Below are 24000 nucleotides of genomic sequence, written 5' to 3' on the forward strand. Positions count from 1 at the left end.
TAGTAAGCACTATGTGGCTTTATTTTATTATGCAGGAGGGACAGTAGGAAAATGGCTAAAAGAGAAAATTTTAAGAGTAGGGCTGGCTTTGTACTAGCTTGTATAGGGGCAGCAGTAGGTCTAGGAAACATATGGATGTTTCCATATCGATTAGGTCAAAATGGAGGAGCAGCATTTTTAATTCCATATTTTATATTTGTTTTGTTATTAGGATCAACAGGATTAATAACTGAATTTGCATTTGGAAGAAAATTTAAAGCTGGATCAATGGCTGGGATTAGAAATGTGTTTGATGAAAAGAAAAAAAGTGGTGGATTATTAGTTGGTTTAATTCCTGTAGTAGGATTAGCAGGTGTCTTCATGTTTTACAATATAGTTGTAGGGTGGATATTAAAGTATTTTTCAATGAGTGTTTCTGGTGAATTATTTTCTGTAGATGTTAATTCATTTTTTGATGGATTTGCAGGAAATAGTCAATCTATAATATGGAACTTTATTGCAATAGCCTTAACATTAATTATAGTGTATATGGGAGTAACAAAAGGTATTGAATTAATAAATAAAATAATAATGCCACTATTATTTATTATATTTATACTTCTTGCTATAAGATCTTTAACTCTTTCAGGAGCTATAGAGGGCGTTAAATATCTTTTGAATCCTAAATGGGAAGTTTTATTAAAACCTAATACCTGGATCATGGCATTAGGACAAGCATTTTTTACAGTATCTTTAAATGGTTGTGGTATGGTTGTTTATGGAAGTTATATGAAAAAAGATTTTGATATACCAAGATCAGCATTAAGTACAGCTATATTAGATACATTAGCAGCATTGCTTGCATCATTTGTTATAATGCCAGCAGTTTTTGCTTTTAAACTAAATCCAATGGCAGGTCCACCGTTATTATTTATAACAATGCCAACAATATTTAGAGAAATGCCAGGTGGAAGAATAATATCAATAATATTTTTCTTAAGCATTTTATTTGCAGCAATATCTTCATCTATTAATATGTTAGAAGGTCCTGTTGAGGCATTAATGTCACAAACTAGATTAAATAGAAAGAAAGCATCTATTATTATAGCAAGTATAGGATTTATTCTATCTATTCCTTTAAATTTAAGCATGGGTGCTTTTGATAGCTTTACTAATTTTATAACAATAATAGTATCACCAACAGCAGCACTTATAGTATTTATAGTGTTCTATTATGTATATGATTCTAGAAAGGCACTAGAAGAAATAAATGTGGGAGCTAGCAGAAAACTTGGAGTTACATTTTTAAATTTTGCTAAATATGTTTTTGTATTTATTACTGTTCTAGTTATAATTTTAGGTATCATATATGGAGGAATTGGCTAATTATTATAATAAAATATAAATAGTTATTAAAAATATAGCGATAAAAAAGCTAAGTTAACTTAAAGATATAATTTTATAAGTTAACTCAGCTTTTTTTATTTTGTCTATGTTTTAAGTGAATGTTGATATTGTAGCATAAAGCAAATTCCAATGCCAGTTCGCCCTTATACTACAATATCAACACTGTTTCAAAACATAGCATTTATATTATATAAACATTATATTATATAGAAAAATACACATATAAAGTGACAAAGTGTTCCAAGCATTATAAAGATATGAAATATCTCATGTGAACCAAAGACACCTATTTTTATTTTATCTTTTTTTAATGCGTATATTACTCCACCTATTGTATACATAAGTCCACCTAATATAAGTAAATTTAGTCCTGAAGTAGATAGAACTTTAGATAATGGATAGATTGCAAAAATAGCAAACCATCCTATAACAATATACATAACACTGCTTAACCACCTAGGACATGTAACCCATAAAAGTTTAAAGATTATACCTAAAACTCCAGCAGTAGCTACAGCAGTAAATAATTTATTACCAGTAGAATTTTGTAATGCTACTAAGCAAAACGGTGCATAAGAACCTGTTATTAATACAAATATCATAGAGTGATCTAGTTTTTTTAATGATTTTATTACTTTTGAATTTGCAATAACAGAGTGGTAAGTTGCTGAAGCACTATAAAGTAAAATCATACTAACTCCAAATAGTATAACTGCAAAGTATTCTATTACTGATCCGTTATTAGTTATCAATTTACCTGTCATTAGAATTAATCCAATAAGTGATAGAATAGCCCCTATTAAATGAGTTAACCCATTTACAGGTTCTCTTAAATATTTAGTCATATTTACACCTCCAAAATTTATCATGTAGTTTTTAAAACTATATGATGATATATTAATATTATTATATATAGTAAAATAAAAGTCAACACATAATTATTATATTTTTCTTCATTTTCTTGAATTATATTCAGAATACTATTAATATATAAATATATATGATACATTATATAGTTTTTAAAACTAGATAAGGAGAAAAAGTGTGATTAATAAAGATATATTAAATATTATAGAAAATTTAAATGTAGATAAAAAAATAGAACTTAAGGATATACCTGATTTAGATTTATATATGGATCAAGTAATTCAACTTTTTGAAAGTAAATTATCAGTACTTAAAAGAAACGAAGAAGATAAGGTATTAACTAAAACTATGATTAATAACTATGCAAAAGCAAAATTATTAATGAGCATAAAGAATAAAAAGTATTCTAAAGAACATTTAATACTTATGTGTTTAATTTATGATTTAAAAGGATCTTTATCAATTAATGATATAAAACTTGTTTTAAACAATATAGTTAATAAATATGAAAATAATGAAGAATATGATTTAAGGGCTTTATATGATACCTATTTACAAATCAGTAGTGAGGATAGTGAAGAATTTAAATCATCTGTAATTAATAAACAAGAAAACTTAAAGAAGTTATTAAATGATAATAATATTACAGGTGATTTTGAAGAAAAGTTTTTACTTATAGGATCTATGATATCAATGAGTAATATGTATAGAAAAATGGGTGAAGCATTGATTGACGAATTTTTTATAGAAGGTGATAAATAAAATGAAAAATTTTAATGATTTACGTAAAGAATTAATTAGCATAGATGGTAGGGGATATAAAGCATATAAACAACTTGAAGGGATGTATGATTTTAATAAATATATATTATCAATAGATCATGTTCAAGGAGATCCATTTGCATCTCCATCTAGAGTAAGGATAATAATAGATAAAAAAATTTCGGATATTCCAGAAGAATTAGTAAATGATAGTTATAAAAAGGTAGCAGTTCAAGATTATTTGACTAGAATATTCTATAAAAATATATATTCATATAGTAGTAAGGTTTTTGGGTCAGGAAAGAGTGGATTAATATCTATAAGTAAATGTACGCAAGAAATATTAGATAGAACTTCAATTGTAATAAGTGATAAAAAAATAGAAGCTAGGATAGAAGTTGGATTTCCAGCAAGGGGAAGAAGTGTCCTTTCAAAAGAATTAGAAAAGATTTTATTTGATTTTTTACCTAAGATAGTAGAGTCTTCTATTATTTATAAGAATTTAGATAAAAACAAACTTATAAATCAAGTAAGATTAGTTGAGGATCAAGAGTTTATAAGAAATGAATTAAAAAGAAACAATTTAATTGCATTTATTGCAAATGATTCTATATTACCTAGAGAATCAGGAGTATCAACTAAACCTTTAAAGGAAGGAATACCATTTAAATCTCCTAAAAATCTAGAAGTTAAATTTATTTTACCTAATAAAGGCGAAATTATAGGAATGGGGATAAAGAAAGGTATAACAATTATTGTTGGTGGTGGATACCATGGAAAATCTACATTACTAAATGCATTAGAACTAGGTATTTATAACCATATTGAAGGTGATGGAAGAGAATTTGTAATAACAGATGATACTGCATTAAAGGTTAGAGCGGAAGATGGAAGAGTAATTCTTAAAGATGATATATCATTATTTATAAATAATTTACCTAATAAAAAAGAAACAACTAAGTTTTATAGTGAAAATGCAAGCGGAAGTACATCACAAGCTGCTAATATAGTAGAAGGGATAGAGAGTGGAACTAATGTATTTTTAATTGATGAGGATACATCAGCAACTAATTTTATGATTAGAGATGATGTAATGCAAATGTTAGTTTCTAAAGATAAAGAACCTATAACACCTTTTATTGAAGTAGCTAGAGATTTATATAGTCAAAAGGGAATCTCAACAATTATAGTAGTAGGAAGTTCAGGGGACTATTTCGATATAGCTGATAATGTAATACAAATGGATTGCTATAATATAAAAGATGTAACAGAGCAAGCAAAAAGTATTAGTAAAGGAAAAATACTTTCAAAAATACAAGAAAGAAATTGTGATATAAAGATAAATCTAAATAGAGTAGTAAAAAAGGGTAGCATTGAAAAAGGATACAAAGGTGTAAAGGTAAAAACTTTAGGTGTAGATGGATTATCTATTAACAAAGAAAATATAGATCTAAGAGCAGTTGAACAAATTGTTGATAGTGAACAAATCAATACTATTGGTGAAATAATGAAATGGGCAGAAGATAATGTTATAGACGGAAAGAGAACATTGATAGAAATAACAGATGAAATAATAGACTATATAGAAAAGAATGGAATTATTTCGATTAGCAATATAAGAGGTGGCCATGGTAGACTATCAATGCCAAGAAGACAAGAAATAATGGCAGCATTTAATAGATTCCGTAGTTTAAAAATATAACGTAAAGGTTGATATTTTTATAAATTTATGAGGTTGATATGGGAAAAAGTATGAGAGATTATAAAATAGCTAAAAGTATAACATTAATATTATTGGTATTTATAATTATGATTTTTGTAGTTTCATGTAGTGAACAAAATGTTGGAAATAATAAAAATGAAATTGCGAATGAAGAAATTTCTATAGTACCAGTAAACCCTATAATTTTAACACAGGCTATAAAATTACCTGAGGATGTTATAAGAGATGCATTTGAATATGAAAATGCGCATCAATTAAAAAGTTTATTAGAGTGTTATACAATAAGACATAAGGACACCAATTTTAGATTAGATAATTTAGAAAGTTGTAAATTAGAATCTTTAAGTTTGATAAAGGATGAATCGATTTATAATAGTTATTTTAAATCTGGACTGGGATTAATTAATGGTGTGAAAAGAGAAAATGTAAGAATATATACTGTTAAATATAATGTACAATATAAAGATCAAAGTAAGGAGCCAGAAGATAGTGGAGAACGTAAGAAGATGTTTACTTTGATTAGAGAAAATAATTTAGGTGAGTGGAAAATAGAAGAGATTGGAGAATTCTAAATAATTAAAGACAGTAGATAAGTTTTGTACAATATAAGCATAGATGAAAATCACATTAGTGATAGACATCTATGCTTATTTTTTGTACAAAAACAAAATTATTTATCATATTAATTCAATACATCAAATGAATTTTGTGTAAATATATTTTATACAAAATCTATATTTTTACTTATAAAAACGGGAAAATACAAAAACTGATTAATACCTTTTATTACAAAATTTTTATTAAAAAGATGATACTATATATTATAAAAGGGAGGCTATATTATGAAAAATGTAAAAAAACATCTGTAACAATCAAAGGTTTTAGACAGGCTACATTAGGAGACATTTTTGAAGGTTCTTGTGTAATTATAAAAAAAGATATTGATTTTAATCTACAACAAGTGGAAGTTGATTTTATATGAATATGGCAGCATTTCTATTAACCACAGTATCTATAGTATATGCAATAAAGCTTACTAAATATAATTTTAAATATGAGCAAAGACAAAAAGTAAAAATTCTTCACTCTTTAATTTATTTAATAATAGCTATACCATTTTTTAAAATTATATTTCTAATGTTATTTGATGATACATTAATAGTTATATCAACAACAATAAGTTCATTGGGTGTATATTATGTATATACTATTAAACAAAAAAATAAAGGAAATTAAATGGTATTTTAAAAATAAATGGAATCAAAGATAAAGATATTTAGAATTATTCTAGTATAAAAAGGAGAATACTTATGAATAAATTAATCTCTATAATATTGCCTTATTTATTAATATGTTTAATTTTTATTTATGATCATATGTTTCCATACAAAGATTTAATAATAGTAGGAATAGTTCTATTATTCCCTATGATTTTCATTTTCCAAGGTATTATACATTCAAATTCAATAAAACACTTGCTTATTGAATTTCTATTATCTTCTGTAATAATACTATTGTTTTTTAAACAATGGTATTGCATAGATGATACTTTTGATTTAATTACAAGATATATATTATTAGGATTTGTAGCATTTATTATAAAAAAATTAATAGACTTTTTAAAGAATAACAAACTAAAAAATATGTAATTGGTATGTAATATAAGTAACTCACTTTATCATAAAACAAAAAATATTATTCAAATATTTAAGAATTATTACATTTACAATATATGTTATAATTAACCAGTAATAAAGTGGAAATTTATATAAAAATAAGTTGTAAAGATTAAATTCTAATTTAAAATATAGTAATTGAAATAGTAAATTTAAAAATAAATAAATAGTATAAGGGGTAAATAGATTATGGGTTTTAATATAATTGATATGAATACTTGGGATAGAAAGGATTGCTTTAATCATTTTTTTAATAATGCAAAATGTACATATAGTATAACTGTAAATATTGATATTACAAATCTTTATAATTATATAAAGGATAATAAACTGAGATTATATCCAACATTTACGTGGGTTGTATCAAAAGCGATAAATAATTATCAAGAATTCAAAATGGCATTTGATGAAGAAGGATGCTTAGGATTCTTTGATGAAATTGGTCCAAGTTATTCTGTGTTAAATGATAAAACTAAAGTAATGTGTGATTTATATACTTCATTTAACAGTGTATTTTTAGATTTTTATAAAGATATGAATAACGCGTTAAACAATTATAAAAAGGATACTAATTTTACTACAGATTCTCAAAATAACTTTTTTATTGTTTCTTGTTTACCTTGGTTTAATTATACAGCTTTTAATGTAAACAATGAAAGCAGTAGTACTTTTCTATTTCCAATGGTAACATGGGGAAAATTTACTGAAGAAGATAATAAAATTATTATGCCAATAACTATTCAAGTTCACCATGCTGTTGCTGATGGATATCATTGTTCTTTATTCTTTTCAGATGTAAAAGAAATATCATTAAATCCAGAAAAATATTTAAAATGAATAACAAATTTAAATTTAAGTACTTAAAACATTAATTTGATGATATTTTAAGAAGGAAAATTATATTAAAGAAATGTTATTTATCACGATAAGGGACTTGCTATAAACTTTTGTGAAGAAGTATTATAGATTATTTTATAAAAAAATTAAGTCATAGAATGATTTTAAAAAACATTCTATGACTTAGTTTTTTATTATAATGTGTATATGTCTGAAATGACATTTTACTTATGTAAATATATTTTTTAATTAAAATAGTAGATTTGCTATTAGTACAATTATAGGTAATGTTATTATTGTACGTTCTATAAATATAATAAATAAATCTTTTAAAGATACAGGTATTTTTGATCCAAGAAGTAATCCGCCTACCTCTGACATATATATTAATTGAGTTACTGATGTACATGCAATTATGAATCTAGTCATTTCATTTTCAATAGTTGTAGCTAATACCGAAGGTATAAACATATCAGCGAATCCAACAACTAATGTTTGAGATGCAGCAACTGCTTCAGGTACTCTTAATAATTTTAAAAGTGGAATAAATGGTAATCCTAAGATTTCAAAAAATGTAGAGTATTCAGCGATCATAAGAGCAATTCCTCCCATAGCCATAACTACAGGTAAAACTCCTAACCACATATCTATTACATTTTGTAATCCATCTAAAATAAATGCTTTAAAATTTGAGTTATTTTCAGCTTTTTCAATAGCATTTTTTAATCCCCAAGTAAATGCATTATATTCATCAGGAATAAAGTCTACATTTTCTTTAAGAGCTGTCCCATCTATGTATGTATCTGATTTTTTACATAGTGGTCTTATTCTAGGAATAATTATAGCAGCTACTATTCCAGATAATGTAACAGTTAAATAAAATGGAACAAACATATGTGCAAGTCCAACCTGACTTATAACCATTAAACTAAATGTAATTGATACAGCTGAAAAAGATGTTCCGATTACTGCTGCTTCTTTTTGTGTATAAAATCCTTCTTCATATTGTTTACTTGTTAAAAGTATTCCGATAGTACCATCACCAAGCCAAGATGTAATACAATCTATTGAAGATCTTCCAGGGAGCTTGAAAATTGGTCTCATTACTTTAGTCAATAAGGATCCAAAGAATTCTAATAAGCCATGATTAAGTAATAATGGTAAAAATAAACCTGCAAATAAAAATACAGATGTTAACAAAGGTAATAAATTAAATAGTACCATTCCACCAGTTTTTTCTGACCATATAAATTCAGGTCCTATTTTAAAATAGCACATTATTACTAAAAACATTCCTACTATTCTTGCTGTTAACCAAGGATAACTCACATTAAATAGTGAATTTACAAATTTATTTTTAGATTTAAATAATTTAACAAAAACACTTCCAATTGCTGATATTGAAATAAAAGCAAGAGCTAAAATTGGAAGTATACTTTCAAAAGAAGTAACCACAAAATTAGATAGAAAAGCTATTGGTATTGTAAAATTCCCATCTATTTTTACTGGCGTCATAAATAATAAAATACCTATTAATGAAGGTATAATAAATTTTAATAATGAAAGAGTATTTAAATTAATATTTGAATTTTTATTCATTTTTCCCCCTATATTTTTTATAAATATACAACAGATACTATTTTAATATATAAAGGAAAAAAAAGATAGTCTTAATTTATGGTAAACATTTAATTATTATTTCATATTTTTAAAATTAATAAATATAAGTATTATAATTTTGCTATTAATGAATTACAACATATAAATTTAAAACATTTTGAAAAAATAATTAAGTCTAAATACAGTAGATGCATATAATGTATTAGTAGTTAAATCTAATTAAATACGAAGGAGGATATATGTATGTACAAAAGTATAAAAAATATGTTTAAAAATTTTTCTATAAGAAGAAAAATAACAACAGGCTTTTTGACTATATTGGTATTAACTTTTGTATTTATGGGTGTTTCATTAAAGGGTTTTCAAAATGTGGCTAATAAAACAAATGATCTATATGAAGGACCATATAAAGTTAATGAGCTAACCTGGAGTATAAGAGCAGAATTTATAAGAGTACAAAAATATATGTATCAAGCTATGAGTGAACCTGATAAAGATAAAATAAAAAGTCATATAGATAACTTAAATGATGAAATGAATGCATTAGATAATGATTTAATAGAACTCAAGACTGTATTTTTAGGGGATAAAAAATTAATAAATGATTTCGAATATTATATGAAAAATATAGAATCAGATAGAAATGAAATTTGTAAATTAATTTTAGAAGAAAAAGATGAAGAAGCAAATGAGATAGTAATGGGAGCTTATAATAAAGACGAAGAACTTGCAAGAAAGGCGATAATAAGTATTTCAGAAAATTCAAATGAACAAGCTGAAGAGTTTGTAAAAAATGCAAATGAGTCTAAACAAAAGGTTATGATAGGATCTATAATAATGTTAGTAGTTATACTAATCTTATCAATTTTGATGAGTAGCATTATAAGAAAGGTTTTATTAGATGGTATTAATCATATCATGAATATGTCTAAAAATTTATCAGAAGGTCATCTTAATACTGATTATAGTTATGAATCAAAAGATGAGATGGGACAAATGACTAAAGATTTAAATAATACTATAGAAACACTAAATTCATATTTGAGTGACATAACAGTAGTAATAAAAAATATAGCAAATGAGAATTTAGATATAGATACTTCAGTAGATTATAAAGGAGATTTTATACCTATAAAAACTTCTTTAGAAAATATTATAAATTCTTTTAATAATATTTTTAAAAATATACACGAAGTTTCTGATTTAGTGGCAAGTAGTTCAGAACAAATTTCATCAACTACTCAAACTTTGGCAGATGGTTCAACTGAACAAGCAAGTGCAGTTGAAGAATTACTTTCAAGTTTTAGTGAAATATTAACACGAGTTAATAATAATACAGAGAATACTAAGGTTGCTAGTAACCTTTTTGAAAAGACAAAGAAAATTGTTGATGATGGAAATGTAAAAATGGACAATTTAATGAACTCTATGACTAATATTATAAAATCTTCAAAAGAAATCGCTGCAATTATAGAAACGATAGAAGAGATAGCATCACAAATAAATCTTTTATCATTAAATGCTGCAATAGAGGCTGCAAGAGCAGGTGAAGCAGGAAAAGGATTTGCAGTAGTTGCAGAAGAAATTAAAGTACTTGCTCAAGAATCATCAAGATCAGTAAAAAGCATTACTGGTATAATAACAGAATCTATAGATACTGTTAATGATGGAGGAAAGTTAGCTAAGGAAACAGAAAAGGCATTTGAAGCTATTTCTAAAGATATAGATAATATATCAGAATTAGTTAAAGATATAGCAAGTGCATCTGAATATCAATCAAAATCAATTGGTGAAATGACAATAGGAGTAGATAAAATATCAGAAGTTATTCAAACGAATTCTGCAACAGCACAACAAACAGCGGCAGCTACTCAAGAATTATCTGTACAAGCTCAAACATTAGAAAAAGAAATATCTAAGTTTAGACTAAAAAGTAAATAATATTTTACAAGAGGCTGTGGCACTAAATAGGTTAGTGCTCAGGCTCTTTAAATATTAATTATATAGTATCAGTTAATTTATGTTTTTAATTGAAGGCGCATTCAATCTTCTATTTTTTTATTGCTAGTTATTATATTATGTAGGGTTAACTTGATAAACTAAATAAGTTATAATAGGAGTAAAATGAAATTAAGGGGATGTAGAAATGGGCTTTCGTAATAATTTAAGAGATGCAAATAGAATAGTTGTAAAGGTAGGAACATCAACACTGACATATGAGAACGGAAATATTAATTTAAATAGAATTGAAAAATTAACAAGAGTTTTATCTGATATGGTAAACTCAGGTAAAGAAGTTGTACTTGTTACATCAGGTGCAATTGGCGTTGGTGTCAGTAAGTTAAAATTAAGAGAAAAGCCCCAAAGTATAAGAGAAAAACAAGCAGTTGCATCAGTAGGACAATGTGAATTAATGCATATATATAGTAAGTTTTTTGGAGAATACAGTCACGTTGTTGGTCAGGTATTACTTACTAGAGATGTAGTAGAGGATGATCATATTAGAGAAAATGTATGCAATACTTTTGAAACTTTATTAGAAAATAAAATAATACCAATAGTAAATGAAAATGATACTGTTTCTATAGATGAGATAGAAAATATAGTTAGATTTGGGGATAATGATAATTTATCAGCTATAGTTTCCTCATTAGTTAATGCAGATTTATTAATAATATTATCCGATATAGATGGTTTTTATGATTCTGATCCAAGAGATAATGTAAATGCCAAATTATTAAGAGAAATTGAAAAAGTAACACCAGAATTAGAAGAGTGTGCAGGTGGTGCTGGATCAAATCTTGGTACAGGTGGAATGATAACTAAATTAACAGCAGCTAAAACAGCAACTAAAGCAGGAGTAGACATGGTATTAGCTAATGGTAGTAATCCAAGTATATTATTAGATATTATATCAGGAGAAGAAATAGGAACTTTATTTATAGGAAAGAAATAGGGGGTATAAATAATGAATGAATTAGTATTAAAAGGACAAAGAGCTAAAGAAGCATCATATGTGCTTATGAATACTACTACGACACAAAAAAATGATGCATTAGTAAAAATGGGTGAATATCTTATAAAAAATACAGAATATATTCTTGCAGAAAATAAAAAGGATTTAGAGAATGCCATAAAAAAAGGAACGTCTAAAGCTATGCTTGATAGACTTTCTTTAGATGAAAAAAGACTTAAAGATATGGCAGAAGGATTAAATCAAATAGTTAATCTTGCAGATCCAGTTGGAGAAGTTATATCTATGTGGAAAAGACCTAATGGTCTTCAAATTGGAAAGCAAAGAGTTCCTATGGGAGTTATTGGTATAATATATGAAGCTAGACCTAATGTAACTTGTGATGCAGCAGGTCTTTGTTTAAAAGCTGGTAACTCAGTAATTTTAAGAGGTGGAAGTGAAGCAATAAATTCTAATAAAGCAATAGTAAAGGCTTTAAGTGAAGGAATAAAAGAATCTGGACTTCCAGAGTATTCACTTCAATTAATTGAAGATACTAGCAGAGAAGTAGCAAATGAAATGATGAGATTAAATGAATATATAGATGTTCTTATTCCAAGGGGGGGAGCAGGACTTATTCAAGCTGTTGTTAAAAATGCTACAGTTCCTGTAATAGAAACTGGAGTAGGAAATTGTCATGTATATGTTGATGAAGAAGCAGATTTTAATATGGCAAAAGATATAATAATAAATGCTAAAACAAGTAGACCAGCTGTTTGTAATGCAGAAGAAAAATTATTAGTTAATGAAAGAATAGCAGATAAATTTTTACCTACTATTATCTCAGCATTAAGAGAAAAGAATGTTGAAGTAAGAGGTGATAGTAGAGTACTACAAATAGTTAACGATGTGAAAGAGGCAACTGAGGAAGATTGGAATAAAGAATATCTTGATTTTATTATTGGGGTTAAGGTTGTAAATAATATAGATGAAGCCATTAAGCATATAAACAAATATGGATCAGGGCACTCAGAAGCTATTATCACAAATAATTATCAAAATTCACAAAAGTTTTTACAAAGAGTTGATGCAGCTGCGGTTTATATTAATGCTTCAACAAGATTTACAGATGGATGTGAATTTGGATTTGGAGCTGAAATAGGAATAAGTACTCAAAAGCTCCATGCAAGAGGACCTATGGGATTAACTGAACTTACAACTACTAAATATATTATTTATGGAAATGGTCAAATAAGATAATGTATTTTAATAATTTATTGATATTATAGTATAAACAGAGTTCTTAGCTTTAGGTAAAACTTGCTTTTAACTAAAGCTAAGAACTCGTTATCCAGGAGCGTGTAGCTGTTATGTAATTACAGATACTAGCTATCGGATAAAGCTCACTAGACAGAGAAATTTACTTTAATATCAATATAATCCAAAATATATTTTTAAATAAAAGAATTAGTAAAGCAATCATGTTAATATTGTATTTTTTAATACAATATTAGCGTGATTGATTTTATTATATGGATATATTTAGTAAGAATTAAGAATTTAATCAGAGATTTTTTTTATTATTTTATTTATAATTATAAGTTAAGGAGAGATTTTATGGAGTGGAAGATAAAAAAATTTAGTGAACTTACTTTGGATGAATTATATGAAATATGTAAAGTTAGGTATGAAGTTTTTGCATGTGAGCAAAAAATTTTTCAAGAAAATGATTTTGACGATATAGATAAAAAGGTATTCCATTTATTTTTACAAGATAAAGAAAAAATAGTTGCATATGCTAGGCTTATACCAAGTGAAATTACATATACTCAATCTTCAATAGGAAGAGTTTTAGTTTTAAAAGAATATAGAAGAAAAGGTATAGCTTTTGATCTTATGAAAAGAAGTGTAGAATTTCTTAGAGAAAAGCTTAATGAAGATCAGATTGTTGTGTCGGCTCAATTGTATGTAAAAGAGCTTTATGAAAGTGTAGGATTTAAAGTTGTTTCTGATATATATGATGAGGTAGATATACCTCATGTTAAGATGGAATTAATTTAAGTACATAGCTTAGAATTATAAAAAATATTTATTAATATTGGGGGATATGATGAATAAATTACACAAGAATGCTGTGAAGTCATGGGTTATAGCAAGAAGTATAGGTTCTGTAATATTTTTAGTTATTTCTTTACTTATTACTTATATTATGAAACATGAATTTCAAATACAGTGGATAATACAAGGAGAAAAATATATATTAATTTCAATATTACTAATAGAGATATTATTAATAATAGATGCTTTAGTATATCCATTATTAGAATATAATCAATGGGTATATGAACTTACAGATGATAAAATAGACTTTACTGAAGGAATATTTATTAAAAAAAGAACGATAGTACCGATAGTACGAATTGAACATATAAAAGTTAATATAGGTCCTATAAATTCAAAATTAGGATTAGCAGATCTTGAAATATTTACTGCTGGAGGAGAACATAAAATTCCTAATATAGAAGTTAAAGTTGCAGAAGAGATAAGTGATTATTTAAATAAAAAAATAAAGCAAAAAGTGGAGGAAGTCCATGAATAGAACAGAAATATATAGAGGGCATTGGAGTAATATACTTAGAATAATATTTTCTAATATATATTCTGTATTTATTTTTATAGCAATATTTCTTAAGCACAGTGAATCTTCAAAAATTTTAACTTGTATAATAGTATTTACATTAGCTGTAATTTCATATTCAATGTTACATTGGAGAAGTAATTATTTTTATATAGAAGACAATATGTTTATTTATGTTAAAGGTGTTTTTGGAAAAAGTACGGAACAAATACCTTTAAATAAGATAACTACGGTGGATATGGAATCAGATGCAATAGGTAGAATATTAGGAGCTATTACATTAAAATTAAATAGTGGGAATGCTACATTAGATGAATCAGAATTTAAAATGATTGTTAAAAGTGTAGACGCTATAGAAATTAAAAAATTAATATTAGGACAAGATAATAAGAATGATGATGCTAATATAGAAAATAATAAATTAAAGGAATTTAAAGCAACAACTAAAGACATAATAATATATGCATTAACACAAAATAAATTTAGTTGGATGTTGATATTATATGTAGTAGTAGATAAATTAAAAGATTTATTTAAAGAAAAAATAGCTAATAACATAGAAAATTATGCAAACATGACTAAAACATTTTTTATATATAAAAATAAAACAGCTTTAATATTTAATATAATTTTAATTATATTAAGTGTATATATTTTAGCAACAATAATTTCTATAATAATTGAATTAGTAAGATACAATAAATTTAAAATATTTAAAAATAAAGATTCTCTTAATGTTCAATATGGACTAATCAATTTAAAGCAATACTCTATACCTATAGATAAAATACAAGCAATAAAATTTAAACAGAATATAATACAACAATTTTTTAATCTGTATAAAATAGAATCAGTAGTTATTGGTGATGATAAAAGCAATTCTTTACTTTTTCCAATTGTAAATAATAAGTTGAAAAATAAGTTTATAACAGAATTATTACCTGAGTATTCAGTTGAGTCACCTATAAATAAACCTCCTAGAAGGGCAATTTCAAGGTTTATAATTAAAAGAACTATAATTATTTTATTATTATCTATAATATCAATTATTTTGTTTGATATAGTATTTAATAAAATAAGTTTTCCTATTTCAATTAAATATATTGTTATATTAATATTAATGATTTCACAAGCTGTTCTTGGATATATTAATTATCTCAATAATGGTATATCTGTAGAAGAAAATTTGGTATTACTTACAAGAGGAACAATAACAAAATTAACTTATATAATAAAAAAAGATAAGATACAATCGTTAGAAGTGCAACAATCTATATTTCAAAAAAGAAAAGAATTATGTACATATAAAATAGATATTGCTACAAATTCTTTCGGAGAAACTATAGAGATAAAAAACATGGAAGTAAATAAATTTATGAATATATTATAAGAATTAAACAAAGGTTATCTCAAAAAGATTATATTTGAGATAATCTTTTATTTTTAGTTATTTTTTTAAATAGTTTTGATATTTTAGTATAAATCAAATCCTAATCCTAGTTCATGAATATTCTAAAATATCAATATTTACTTAAAACATAGCGATAATAAAAATATAGGGTTAATATTTTTTATATTGATATTTTATTTGATATAATTGTCATAAATAATCAAAAAGGAAGCGTGTGTATGGAAAGTTTAAAGAATTGCACATTAATAACAGGTGGAAGTGAAGGAATTGGTCTAGAATTTGCTAAACTATTTGCAAAAGATAAACATAACTTAATTATAGTAGCAAGAAATAAAATAAAGTTAGATGAAGTTAAAGTGGACTTAGAAAAACAATATGATATAAATGTAGAAATTTTAGCTGTTGATTTAGCTGTTGATAACTCTTGTGAAAAAATATTTAATTTTGTGGATGAAAAAAATTTAGTTGTGGATAATTTAATAAATAATGCTGGTGTTGGCTCTTTCGGATTTTTTTATGATAGTACGCAAGAATTTGATGAAAATTTAATTAGTATAAATATAAGAGCACTAACAAAACTTACAAAATATTTTATAAAAGATATGATAAAAAGAAAATCAGGTTCAATAATGAATGTAGCATCAACCGCAGCTTTTGTTGGAGGCCCTAAAATGGCAATGTATTATTCTAGTAAGGCGTATGTTTTATCATTAACAGAGGCATTACATGAAGAAGTAAAAGATTTAGGAATAAAGGTAAGTTGTTTATGTCCTGGACCTGTAAAGACATCATTTCAAAATAAATCAGGAATTAAGAAATCAAAACAAGCTCAAAAATATTTAATGGATCCACAGGAGGTTGCTAAAGAAGGTTATAAGGAATTTTTAAAGGGAAAAGCAATTATTATTCCAGGGACAAAAAATAAATTAATTGTGTGGCTTAGTAAATTTATACCTAGAGCATTAAGCAGAAAAGTAATATTAAAAAATAATACTTTATAAATTGGGGGAAGAGAATGGATAAGATTTTTTATGGATATCTTTTGGTATCTGATATGGATGGGACACTATTAAATGATTCAGGAAAATTATCAGACAAAAATAGAAAGGCTATAGAATACTTTATAAATAAAGGAGGTAATTTTACTTTAGCAACCGGAAGAACTATTGCATCAGCAGGCAGATTTTTAGAAGAAATAGAGGTAACATTACCAGTAATATTATATAACGGAACAAAAATTTATGATTATAAAAATGAAAAAGTTATTTATGAAGAATTTATTGAAGAAGATAGAAAAGATATAATTACCTTAATAAAAAACAACTATCCTACTTTGGGGATTGAAGTATATTCAGAAGAAAGTATATACATATATTCTTCATGTAAATATACAGATAGATTTTCAAAGTTAGGATATGATGTTATCTATGATTTGCCTAAAGAAGTATGGGATAAAAAGTGGACAAAGGCTCTTATTGTTGGAGAAGAAAATGAAATAGATTTTTTAGAAGAAAAACTTGATAACATTTATGGAAATATAATAAGAAGTGGTGCAAAATATTTAGAAATAGTACCCAATAATATATCTAAAGGGAAGGCTATAGAAAAATTAGTAGATATATATAATATTAATTTTAAAAAATTAATTACTGTTGGAGATAATATGAATGATATCGAGATGATAAAATTAGCTGATTATGGATTCTGTGTAGAAAGTGGAGCAGAAAGAACAATAAAGAGTACTAAATTTATTGCACCAAGCAATGAAAATAATGCAATAGAATATATAATAAATTGGATTGAGAATAATCTTATAAGGAATAAAAAAGAGAATTTAAATAGTTTTTTGGAGAGGAATATGACATATGTTTAATAGCAAAAATAGAATGTTAGATAAATTAATAACAGATATATCATTATTAAAACCGATAAATAGTAATATAAAAATAGATAATAGTACTTTAGAAAAATTTAAATCTATTTATATGAGGTTAGACATTGGAAAATCAAGTTTTCAGGAGATAACAAAATTAGTTTTAAACTCAGTTATACAAATGAGTAGTTTAGATTTAATACTAAAAGATAAAGAACAGAAATTAGATTATATAAGTAAAGAAATAGTCAATCTTATGGATAATATATCAAATGCTTCTGAAATATCAACTCAAATATCAGAAGAGGTATCAGCAGCTCATTTTGATATGACACAAGCAATAGGTAATTTATCATCAAATTCTGATATTTTATTAGAATCAAGTAAAAAAAATGAAACAGAATTAGTTGATATAAAGGTTTTTTCAGATATGGCAATTAATCATTCAAAGGGAATGAAGGAAGATATGAGTAATTTAATTAATGTCATAAAAAATGTACAAGGTGTTATAAATGCTATTGAGGGAATTTCAGAACAAACAAACCTTTTAGCATTAAATGCATCTATAGAAGCAGCTAGAGCTGGTGAAAGTGGAAAGGGATTTGCAGTTGTTGCAGAAGAAATAAGGAAATTATCAGATGAAACTAAGACACTAACATCTAGCATGTCAGATTTTATGTCTGCAATAGAATCAGCATCTAATAAAAGTACAAATAGTGTAGATAGTACAGTTGAATCTCTAGAGATGGTAAATAAAAAATTAGATTCAGTTGTTAAGACAAGCAATGATAATAAAGAGAATATTAATAATATTACAGAAGCAATAAGTTTAGTTGCAACTAATAGTGAAGAAATAAATAGCTCAATGGATGAAGTAACATCATCAATAAGAACACTTGATAAAGATGTTGATAAATTAAATCATAATACTACTATGCTAAAAGAAATAAGTACAAGTTTAAGTAATGTTATTTCTCCTGTATCGTTAATGGAAGAAGAATTAGATAAAGCATCAACAATAATAGGAAATTTAGTTAATGATAGATATTATATGATAACTAATAGATTATTTATAGAGACAATCAATCAGGCTATAAATGCACATGAAAATTGGTTAAAAACTTTAGAAAATATAATTATAACAAAAGAAATAATTCCATTACAAGTTAATGAGCATAAATGTGGATTTGGACATTTTTATTATTCAATGAAACCTAAAAATAAAGAAATATTAGAAATCTGGATGAATATAGAGAATAAGCATAATGATTTTCATAAATTCGGGAAAGATATAATATCCAGACTTAAAACTAATATTTCAGATAATGAAGTAAATAAAATATATTCAAAAGCAGAAAAATTATCTGTTGAACTAATTAATGACTTTAAAGACATAATAAAAATTGCAGAGAAGCTAGAAACCTTTGATAAGAATGTTTATGAAGAATAATTATATAAAAATAAAAAGCATAGTTATAACTAATTTATTATATATATATTTAAAAATAAGATTATTTTCCTTGACAGTGATTGTATGATAAACTAAAATAATAAACAAGATAAAAACAAATAAAAAAATAAATAAGAAAAAGATACACTTTAAATTGGTCCTGTGAGGCCAGAAAGGAGTCTATAACTATGTTATTTAATGAATTTAAAAATAATTTCATAGCTTTGTCTTTGAAGGCATTTAGTAAAATTAATTATAAATATGTTTGGATAGTGAGGAGACCAGTGTTTCTGTAGTCTCTTTATTATCCTTTTTATTTTACTTAAAAAAGATAGATTTTAAGTGTATTTTAAATTAAACATAAAATTAAGGAGGGCTAAATGATGAAAGCAAAGCTTATATTAGAAAATGGTATGATTTTTAAAGGAAAAGCGTTCGGATATTTAAGTGAATGCGTAGGAGAAGTAGTATTTACAACTGGAATGACAGGTTATCAAGAAGTGCTTACCGATCCATCATATTATGGTCAAATAGTAACAATGACCTATCCTTTGATAGGGAATTATGGGATAAATCTTGAAGATTTAGAATCTGATTCAGTAAAAGTAAGAGGATTTATAATAAAAGAAAAATGTAATTTACCAAGTAATTTTAGATGTGAATTAGAATTAGAAGACTTTCTAAGACAAAATAAAGTTATAGGTTTAGAAGGAGTAGACACGAGAGCTTTAACTAAGATTTTAAGAAATAATGGAACAATGAGAGGGACAATAGTATTAGAAGATATTGGTCATAAAGAAGTTAAGAAAAATTTAGAGAGTTTTTCAAGTAAAGATTCAGTAAATATAGTAACTACAAAAAAAGTATACACAATTGAGGGAAATGGAAAACATGTTGCAATAATGGACTTTGGAATAAAACAAAATATAATAAGAAATTTCCAAAAAAGAGGTTGTAAACTAACCGTTTTTCCAGCAACAGCAACAGCAGAAGAAATTTTAGATGTTAATCCAGACTTAGTATTTTTATCTAATGGACCTGGAGACCCAGAAGATCTAGATTTTGCAATAAACAATATAAAGAAAATGATAGGAAAGAAACCAATAGTAGGAATTTGTTTAGGACACCAATTATTAGCATTAACTTTAGGTGGAACCACTACTAAGTTAAAGTTTGGTCATAGAGGATGTAATCATCCAGTTAAGGATTTAGAAGAAAACTTAGTTCATATAACCTCACAAAATCATGGTTATGTGGTAGAAACATTACCAGATGATGTTGAAGTAACGCATATAAATATAAATGATGGAACAATAGAAGGATTAAAGCATAAAAATTTACCAATATATTCAGTTCAATTCCATCCAGAAGCATCAGCAGGGCCAAAGGATAGCGAATATATATTTGATAAATTTTTAGAGTATGCACTATAGGGGGTTATTGAAAATGCCATTAAATAAAGATATAAAAAAAGTTTTAGTTATAGGATCAGGACCGATTGTTATAGGTCAAGCAGCTGAGTTTGATTACTCAGGAACACAAGCATGTGAAGCATTAAAATCAGAAGGAATAGAAGTTGTACTTATAAATTCAAATCCAGCAACTATTATGACTGATAAAGGTGTTGCTGATAAAGTATATTTAGAACCATTAACTTTAGAATTTGTTGAGAAAGTTATTGAAAAAGAAAGACCTGATAGTTTAGTTGCAGGAATGGGGGGGCAAACAGGTCTTAATTTAGCAGTTGAGCTTTATGAAGCAGGAATTTTAGATAAATATAATGTAAAAGTAATAGGAACATCTATTGAATCTATTAAAAAAGGTGAAGATAGAGAATTGTTTAGAGATATGATGAACGAAATTGGAGAACCTGTTATAAAAAGTGAAATAATAACTGATTTAGAATCAGGAGTAAGATTTGCGAGTGAAATTGGATATCCAGTTATAGTTAGACCAGCATATACCCTAGGCGGAGCTGGTGGAGGTATAGCTAATGATGAAGAAGAGCTAAGAACTATACTAGAATCAGGACTTCAATTAAGTACAATAGGTCAAGTTTTACTTGAAAAGAGTGTTAAAGGTTGGAAAGAAATAGAATATGAAGTAATGAGAGATTCTTATGGAAATTGTATTACTGTATGTAATATGGAGAATATAGATCCAGTTGGAATACATACAGGAGATAGTATTGTTGTTGCTCCATCTCAAACTCTTTCAGATAAAGAATATCAAATGTTAAGAACAGCATCAATTAATATAATAAATGCTGTAGGGATAGAAGGAGGATGTAATGTACAATTTTCATTAAATCCAAATTCATTTGAATATGCAGTTATAGAAATAAATCCAAGAGTATCTAGAAGTTCAGCTTTAGCATCAAAAGCAACAGGATATCCTATTGCAAAACTTGCGGCTAAAATAGCTTTAGGATATGGATTAGATGAGATTAAAAATGCAGTAACTCAAAAAACATATGCTTGTTTTGAACCAGCATTAGATTATGTTGTAGCTAAAATTCCTAAATGGCCTTTTGATAAATTTTTTGGTGCTACTAGACAACTTGGAACAAAAATGATGGCAACTGGAGAGGTAATGGCAATTGGTGCTAATTTTGAGCAAGCTTTCTTAAAGGGAATAAGAAGTTTGGAAATTGGAAAATATTCTTTAGATCATAAGAAATTTAAAGAATTAAGTATGTCAGAACTTAAAAAAGCTGTAATGTCACCAGATGATGAAAGAATATTCGCTTTAGCAGAAATGCTAAGAAGAGATTACATGGTAGAAAAGATAAATAAAATTACAGGAATAGATATGTTCTTCTTAGAAAAAATAAAATGGATAGTTGAAGAAGAACAAAGATTAAAGTTAAGTAAAATAGAAGATCTAGATAAAGAATGGTTACACAATTTAAAGAAAAAAGGATTTTCAGATAAAGCTATAGCTGATATGTTAAATATAGATCCAGATGATATATATAGACTTAGAGGTATATGGAATATCAAACCTTCATATAAGATGGTTGATACTTGTGCAGGAGAATTTGAAGCTTTATCACCATATTATTATTCAACTTATGAACAATATGATGAAGTTGAAGTATCAAATAAAAAGAAGGTTATAGTTATAGGTTCGGGTCCTATAAGAATAGGTCAAGGTATTGAATTTGACTATGCTTCTGTACATTGTGTAAAAGCATTAAAAGCTATGGATATTGAAACTATAATAGTTAATAATAATCCAGAGACAGTAAGTACTGATTTTGATATATCAGATAAATTATATTTTGAACCACTAACAGAAGAAGATGTTTTAAATATAATAGAAAAAGAAAAACCAGATGGAGTAATACTTCAGTTTGGAGGCCAAACAGCTATTAAACTTGCAAATTTCTTAAAAGAAAAGCATATTGTAACATTAGGAACAACAGCTGATCAAATAGATATGGCTGAAGATAGGGAGAAATTTGATGAATTATTAGAAAAGTTAGGAATAGCAAGACCTAAAGGTAAAGGAATATGGTCAGTTGAAGAAGGATTAGAAGAAGCTAGAAGATTAAATTTTCCAGTACTTGTTAGACCTTCATATGTAATTGGTGGTCAAGGAATGGAAATAACTCATGATGAAGAAGAATTAACATTCTATTTAGAAAATGCATTTGCAAAAGATAAGAAAAATCCTATATTAATAGATAAATATTTAATGGGTAGAGAAATAGAAGTAGATGCAATTTCAGATGGAGAAAATATATTAATTCCAGGAATAATGGAACATTTAGAAAGAGCAGGGGTTCATTCAGGGGATAGTATTACTATGTATCCAAGCCAAAATATTTCTGAAAAAATTAAGGCGGATGTATTAGAATATACAAAGAAGTTGGCTTTAGCAATAGGAATAAAGGGAATGATAAATATTCAATTCATAGAATTTGAAGGAAAATTATATGTAATTGAAGTCAATCCTAGAGCATCAAGAACAGTACCATATATAAGCAAAGTAAGTAAGGTTCCAATAGTAGATTTAGCTACAAAGGTTATGCTTGGAGCTAAATTAAAAGACTTAGGATATGGAGTAGATATATATAAAGAGCCAGAACTAGTATCAGTTAAGGTTCCAGTATTTTCAACACAAAAATTACCTAATGTTGAAGTAAGTTTAGGGCCAGAAATGAGATCAACAGGAGAGGTTTTAGGTGTAGGTAGAAATATTAAAGAAGCCCTTTACAAAGGTTTTGTTGCAGCAAATATGTATCCATCAAAAGAAAAATCTAAAATATTGGCAACAATTAATAAGCATGATAAAGCAGCATTTTTACCTATAGCAAAAGATCTTGCAAATGTAGGATATAAGTTTATAGCAACAGTTGGAACATGTCAGCTTTTAAGAGAAGCTGGTATTGATGCAGAGGAGATACGTAAGATTGATGAAGAAAAACCTAATATATTAGATATCGTTAAGAATAGAGATGTAGATTTAGTAGTGAATACACCAACTAAAGGTAATGATTCTAAAAGAGATGGTTTCTTAATCAGAAGAGCAGCAGTTGAAAGAAATTTAGGAGTAATTACAGCACTTGATACATTAAGAGCAATTGCAGATGTAGAATTAGAAAAATTAGATGAAAATAAAAATTTAGAAGTATTTAATATAGCTGAATAATATATTTAGGCACATGAAAATAAATAACAAGTTCAAAGTTACAATCAATATTTTTTATTTTTTGATTGTGACTTAGGATGAAGAAGATATTTAAAAAACAATTTTTTAGATATCTTCTTTAATTTTTAGTTAAAAATAAATAAACTAT

20 protein-coding genes are annotated in these 24000 nt (G+C 26.1%); 18 read left to right on the plus strand and 2 right to left on the minus strand.

Annotation, left to right across the window (positions count from 1 at the left end; translation table 11 throughout):
* Positions 1-51 precede the first annotated feature (51 nt).
* The gene (locus tag KYD98_RS13180) at positions 52-1365 is read left to right on the plus strand and encodes a sodium-dependent transporter (RefSeq protein ID WP_219780510.1); all 1314 of its coding nucleotides are present in this window, start codon (positions 52-54) and stop codon (positions 1363-1365) included.
* A 218-nt stretch (positions 1366-1583) separates the two neighbouring features.
* On the opposite strand, the gene trhA is transcribed toward KYD98_RS13180, so the two are convergent.
* Complete coding sequence (gene trhA, locus KYD98_RS13185) at positions 1584-2231, minus strand: PAQR family membrane homeostasis protein TrhA (protein WP_219780511.1); 648 nt, start codon at positions 2229-2231, stop codon at positions 1584-1586.
* Between the two features lie 202 nt (positions 2232-2433).
* Between trhA and KYD98_RS13190 the strand changes: the two genes are divergently transcribed.
* The 6 genes from KYD98_RS13190 (at position 2434) to KYD98_RS13215 (ending at position 7251) form a co-directional block, all read left to right on the plus strand.
* Positions 2434-3015 (plus strand): DUF1836 domain-containing protein, encoded by a 582-nt coding sequence (locus tag KYD98_RS13190; RefSeq protein ID WP_219780630.1) that lies wholly within the window; start codon positions 2434-2436, stop codon positions 3013-3015.
* 1 nt (position 3016) lies between these two features.
* A complete protein-coding gene (locus KYD98_RS13195; RefSeq protein ID WP_219780512.1) occupies positions 3017-4717 on the plus strand; it encodes an ABC-ATPase domain-containing protein in 1701 nt (566 codons plus the stop codon).
* A gap of 38 nt (positions 4718-4755) precedes the next feature.
* Positions 4756-5310, plus strand: coding sequence for a DUF4829 domain-containing protein (locus KYD98_RS13200; RefSeq protein WP_258049821.1), 555 nt, complete (start codon positions 4756-4758; stop codon positions 5308-5310).
* Positions 5311-5716: 406 nt separating this feature from the next.
* The gene (locus KYD98_RS13205) at positions 5717-5974 is read left to right on the plus strand and encodes a hypothetical protein (protein ID WP_219780513.1); all 258 of its coding nucleotides are present in this window, start codon (positions 5717-5719) and stop codon (positions 5972-5974) included.
* Between the two features lie 74 nt (positions 5975-6048).
* Positions 6049-6387, plus strand: coding sequence for a hypothetical protein (locus tag KYD98_RS13210; RefSeq protein ID WP_219780514.1), 339 nt, complete (start codon positions 6049-6051; stop codon positions 6385-6387).
* Between the two features lie 216 nt (positions 6388-6603).
* A complete protein-coding gene (locus tag KYD98_RS13215; RefSeq protein ID WP_219780515.1) occupies positions 6604-7251 on the plus strand; it encodes a CatA-like O-acetyltransferase in 648 nt (215 codons plus the stop codon).
* A 249-nt stretch (positions 7252-7500) separates the two neighbouring features.
* On the opposite strand, the gene KYD98_RS13220 is transcribed toward KYD98_RS13215, so the two are convergent.
* The gene (locus tag KYD98_RS13220) at positions 7501-8850 is read right to left on the minus strand and encodes a YjiH family protein (protein ID WP_219780516.1); all 1350 of its coding nucleotides are present in this window, start codon (positions 8848-8850) and stop codon (positions 7501-7503) included.
* Positions 8851-9114: 264 nt separating this feature from the next.
* Here KYD98_RS13220 and KYD98_RS13225 point away from each other — a divergent pair, with 264 nt between their 5' ends.
* The 11 genes from KYD98_RS13225 (at position 9115) to carB (ending at position 23852) form a co-directional block, all read left to right on the plus strand.
* Positions 9115-10812: a methyl-accepting chemotaxis protein gene (locus KYD98_RS13225; protein ID WP_219780517.1), complete on the plus strand. Its 1698-nt coding sequence runs from the start codon at positions 9115-9117 to the stop codon at positions 10810-10812.
* 205 nt (positions 10813-11017) lie between these two features.
* Entirely contained in the window at positions 11018-11827 is an 810-nt protein-coding gene (proB, locus tag KYD98_RS13230; RefSeq protein WP_219780518.1) for a glutamate 5-kinase, read from the plus strand.
* Between the two features lie 12 nt (positions 11828-11839).
* Positions 11840-13084, plus strand: coding sequence for a glutamate-5-semialdehyde dehydrogenase (locus KYD98_RS13235; protein ID WP_219780519.1), 1245 nt, complete (start codon positions 11840-11842; stop codon positions 13082-13084).
* Between the two features lie 357 nt (positions 13085-13441).
* Positions 13442-13885 (plus strand): GNAT family N-acetyltransferase, encoded by a 444-nt coding sequence (locus KYD98_RS13240; protein WP_219780520.1) that lies wholly within the window; start codon positions 13442-13444, stop codon positions 13883-13885.
* Positions 13886-13934: 49 nt separating this feature from the next.
* Positions 13935-14423 (plus strand): PH domain-containing protein, encoded by a 489-nt coding sequence (locus tag KYD98_RS13245; RefSeq protein ID WP_258049822.1) that lies wholly within the window; start codon positions 13935-13937, stop codon positions 14421-14423.
* Positions 14416-15852 carry a PH domain-containing protein gene (locus KYD98_RS13250; protein ID WP_219780522.1) on the plus strand — a complete coding sequence of 479 codons (1437 nt, stop codon included), beginning with the start codon at positions 14416-14418 and terminating at the stop codon, positions 15850-15852. Before KYD98_RS13245 ends, KYD98_RS13250 begins: the two co-directional genes overlap by 8 nt.
* Before the next feature lie 239 nt (positions 15853-16091).
* The gene (locus KYD98_RS13255; protein WP_219780523.1) at positions 16092-16874 is read left to right on the plus strand and encodes an SDR family NAD(P)-dependent oxidoreductase; all 783 of its coding nucleotides are present in this window, start codon (positions 16092-16094) and stop codon (positions 16872-16874) included.
* 14 nt (positions 16875-16888) lie between these two features.
* Positions 16889-17746, plus strand: a complete 858-nt coding sequence (locus tag KYD98_RS13260; RefSeq protein WP_219780524.1) for an HAD family hydrolase — start codon at positions 16889-16891, stop codon at positions 17744-17746.
* Positions 17739-19196 (plus strand): methyl-accepting chemotaxis protein, encoded by a 1458-nt coding sequence (locus KYD98_RS13265; RefSeq protein WP_219780525.1) that lies wholly within the window; start codon positions 17739-17741, stop codon positions 19194-19196. The genes KYD98_RS13260 and KYD98_RS13265 overlap by 8 nt, the downstream gene beginning before the upstream one ends.
* A gap of 383 nt (positions 19197-19579) precedes the next feature.
* Entirely contained in the window at positions 19580-20629 is a 1050-nt protein-coding gene (carA, locus tag KYD98_RS13270) for a glutamine-hydrolyzing carbamoyl-phosphate synthase small subunit (protein WP_219780632.1), read from the plus strand.
* Positions 20630-20642: 13 nt separating this feature from the next.
* The gene (carB, locus tag KYD98_RS13275) at positions 20643-23852 is read left to right on the plus strand and encodes a carbamoyl-phosphate synthase large subunit (protein ID WP_219780526.1); all 3210 of its coding nucleotides are present in this window, start codon (positions 20643-20645) and stop codon (positions 23850-23852) included.
* Positions 23853-24000: the final 148 nt, after the last annotated feature.

It is taken from the genome of Clostridium weizhouense (assembly GCF_019431045.1).
In the GTDB taxonomy this organism is placed as follows: domain Bacteria; phylum Bacillota; class Clostridia; order Clostridiales; family Clostridiaceae; genus Clostridium; species Clostridium weizhouense.

What these genes read in the sequence shown, in the direction of transcription:
- KYD98_RS13180 (WP_219780510.1), top strand. Translation starts at nt 52, where the DNA reads ATGGCTAAAAGAGAAAATTTTAAGAGTAGGGCTGGCTTTGTACTAGCT.
- trhA (WP_219780511.1), bottom strand. Translation starts at nt 2,231, where the DNA reads ATGACTAAATATTTAAGAGAACCTGTAAATGGGTTAACTCATTTAATA.
- KYD98_RS13195 (WP_219780512.1), top strand. Translation starts at nt 3,017, where the DNA reads ATGAAAAATTTTAATGATTTACGTAAAGAATTAATTAGCATAGATGGT.
- KYD98_RS13200 (WP_258049821.1), top strand. Translation starts at nt 4,756, where the DNA reads ATGGGAAAAAGTATGAGAGATTATAAAATAGCTAAAAGTATAACATTA.
- KYD98_RS13205 (WP_219780513.1), top strand. Translation starts at nt 5,717, where the DNA reads ATGAATATGGCAGCATTTCTATTAACCACAGTATCTATAGTATATGCA.
- KYD98_RS13210 (WP_219780514.1), top strand. Translation starts at nt 6,049, where the DNA reads ATGAATAAATTAATCTCTATAATATTGCCTTATTTATTAATATGTTTA.
- KYD98_RS13215 (WP_219780515.1), top strand. Translation starts at nt 6,604, where the DNA reads ATGGGTTTTAATATAATTGATATGAATACTTGGGATAGAAAGGATTGC.
- KYD98_RS13220 (WP_219780516.1), bottom strand. Translation starts at nt 8,850, where the DNA reads ATGAATAAAAATTCAAATATTAATTTAAATACTCTTTCATTATTAAAA.
- KYD98_RS13225 (WP_219780517.1), top strand. Translation starts at nt 9,115, where the DNA reads ATGTACAAAAGTATAAAAAATATGTTTAAAAATTTTTCTATAAGAAGA.
- proB (WP_219780518.1), top strand. Translation starts at nt 11,018, where the DNA reads ATGGGCTTTCGTAATAATTTAAGAGATGCAAATAGAATAGTTGTAAAG.
- KYD98_RS13235 (WP_219780519.1), top strand. Translation starts at nt 11,840, where the DNA reads ATGAATGAATTAGTATTAAAAGGACAAAGAGCTAAAGAAGCATCATAT.
- KYD98_RS13240 (WP_219780520.1), top strand. Translation starts at nt 13,442, where the DNA reads ATGGAGTGGAAGATAAAAAAATTTAGTGAACTTACTTTGGATGAATTA.
- KYD98_RS13245 (WP_258049822.1), top strand. Translation starts at nt 13,935, where the DNA reads ATGAATAAATTACACAAGAATGCTGTGAAGTCATGGGTTATAGCAAGA.
- KYD98_RS13250 (WP_219780522.1), top strand. Translation starts at nt 14,416, where the DNA reads ATGAATAGAACAGAAATATATAGAGGGCATTGGAGTAATATACTTAGA.
- KYD98_RS13255 (WP_219780523.1), top strand. Translation starts at nt 16,092, where the DNA reads ATGGAAAGTTTAAAGAATTGCACATTAATAACAGGTGGAAGTGAAGGA.
- KYD98_RS13260 (WP_219780524.1), top strand. Translation starts at nt 16,889, where the DNA reads ATGGATAAGATTTTTTATGGATATCTTTTGGTATCTGATATGGATGGG.
- KYD98_RS13265 (WP_219780525.1), top strand. Translation starts at nt 17,739, where the DNA reads ATGTTTAATAGCAAAAATAGAATGTTAGATAAATTAATAACAGATATA.
- carA (WP_219780632.1), top strand. Translation starts at nt 19,580, where the DNA reads ATGAAAGCAAAGCTTATATTAGAAAATGGTATGATTTTTAAAGGAAAA.
- carB (WP_219780526.1), top strand. Translation starts at nt 20,643, where the DNA reads ATGCCATTAAATAAAGATATAAAAAAAGTTTTAGTTATAGGATCAGGA.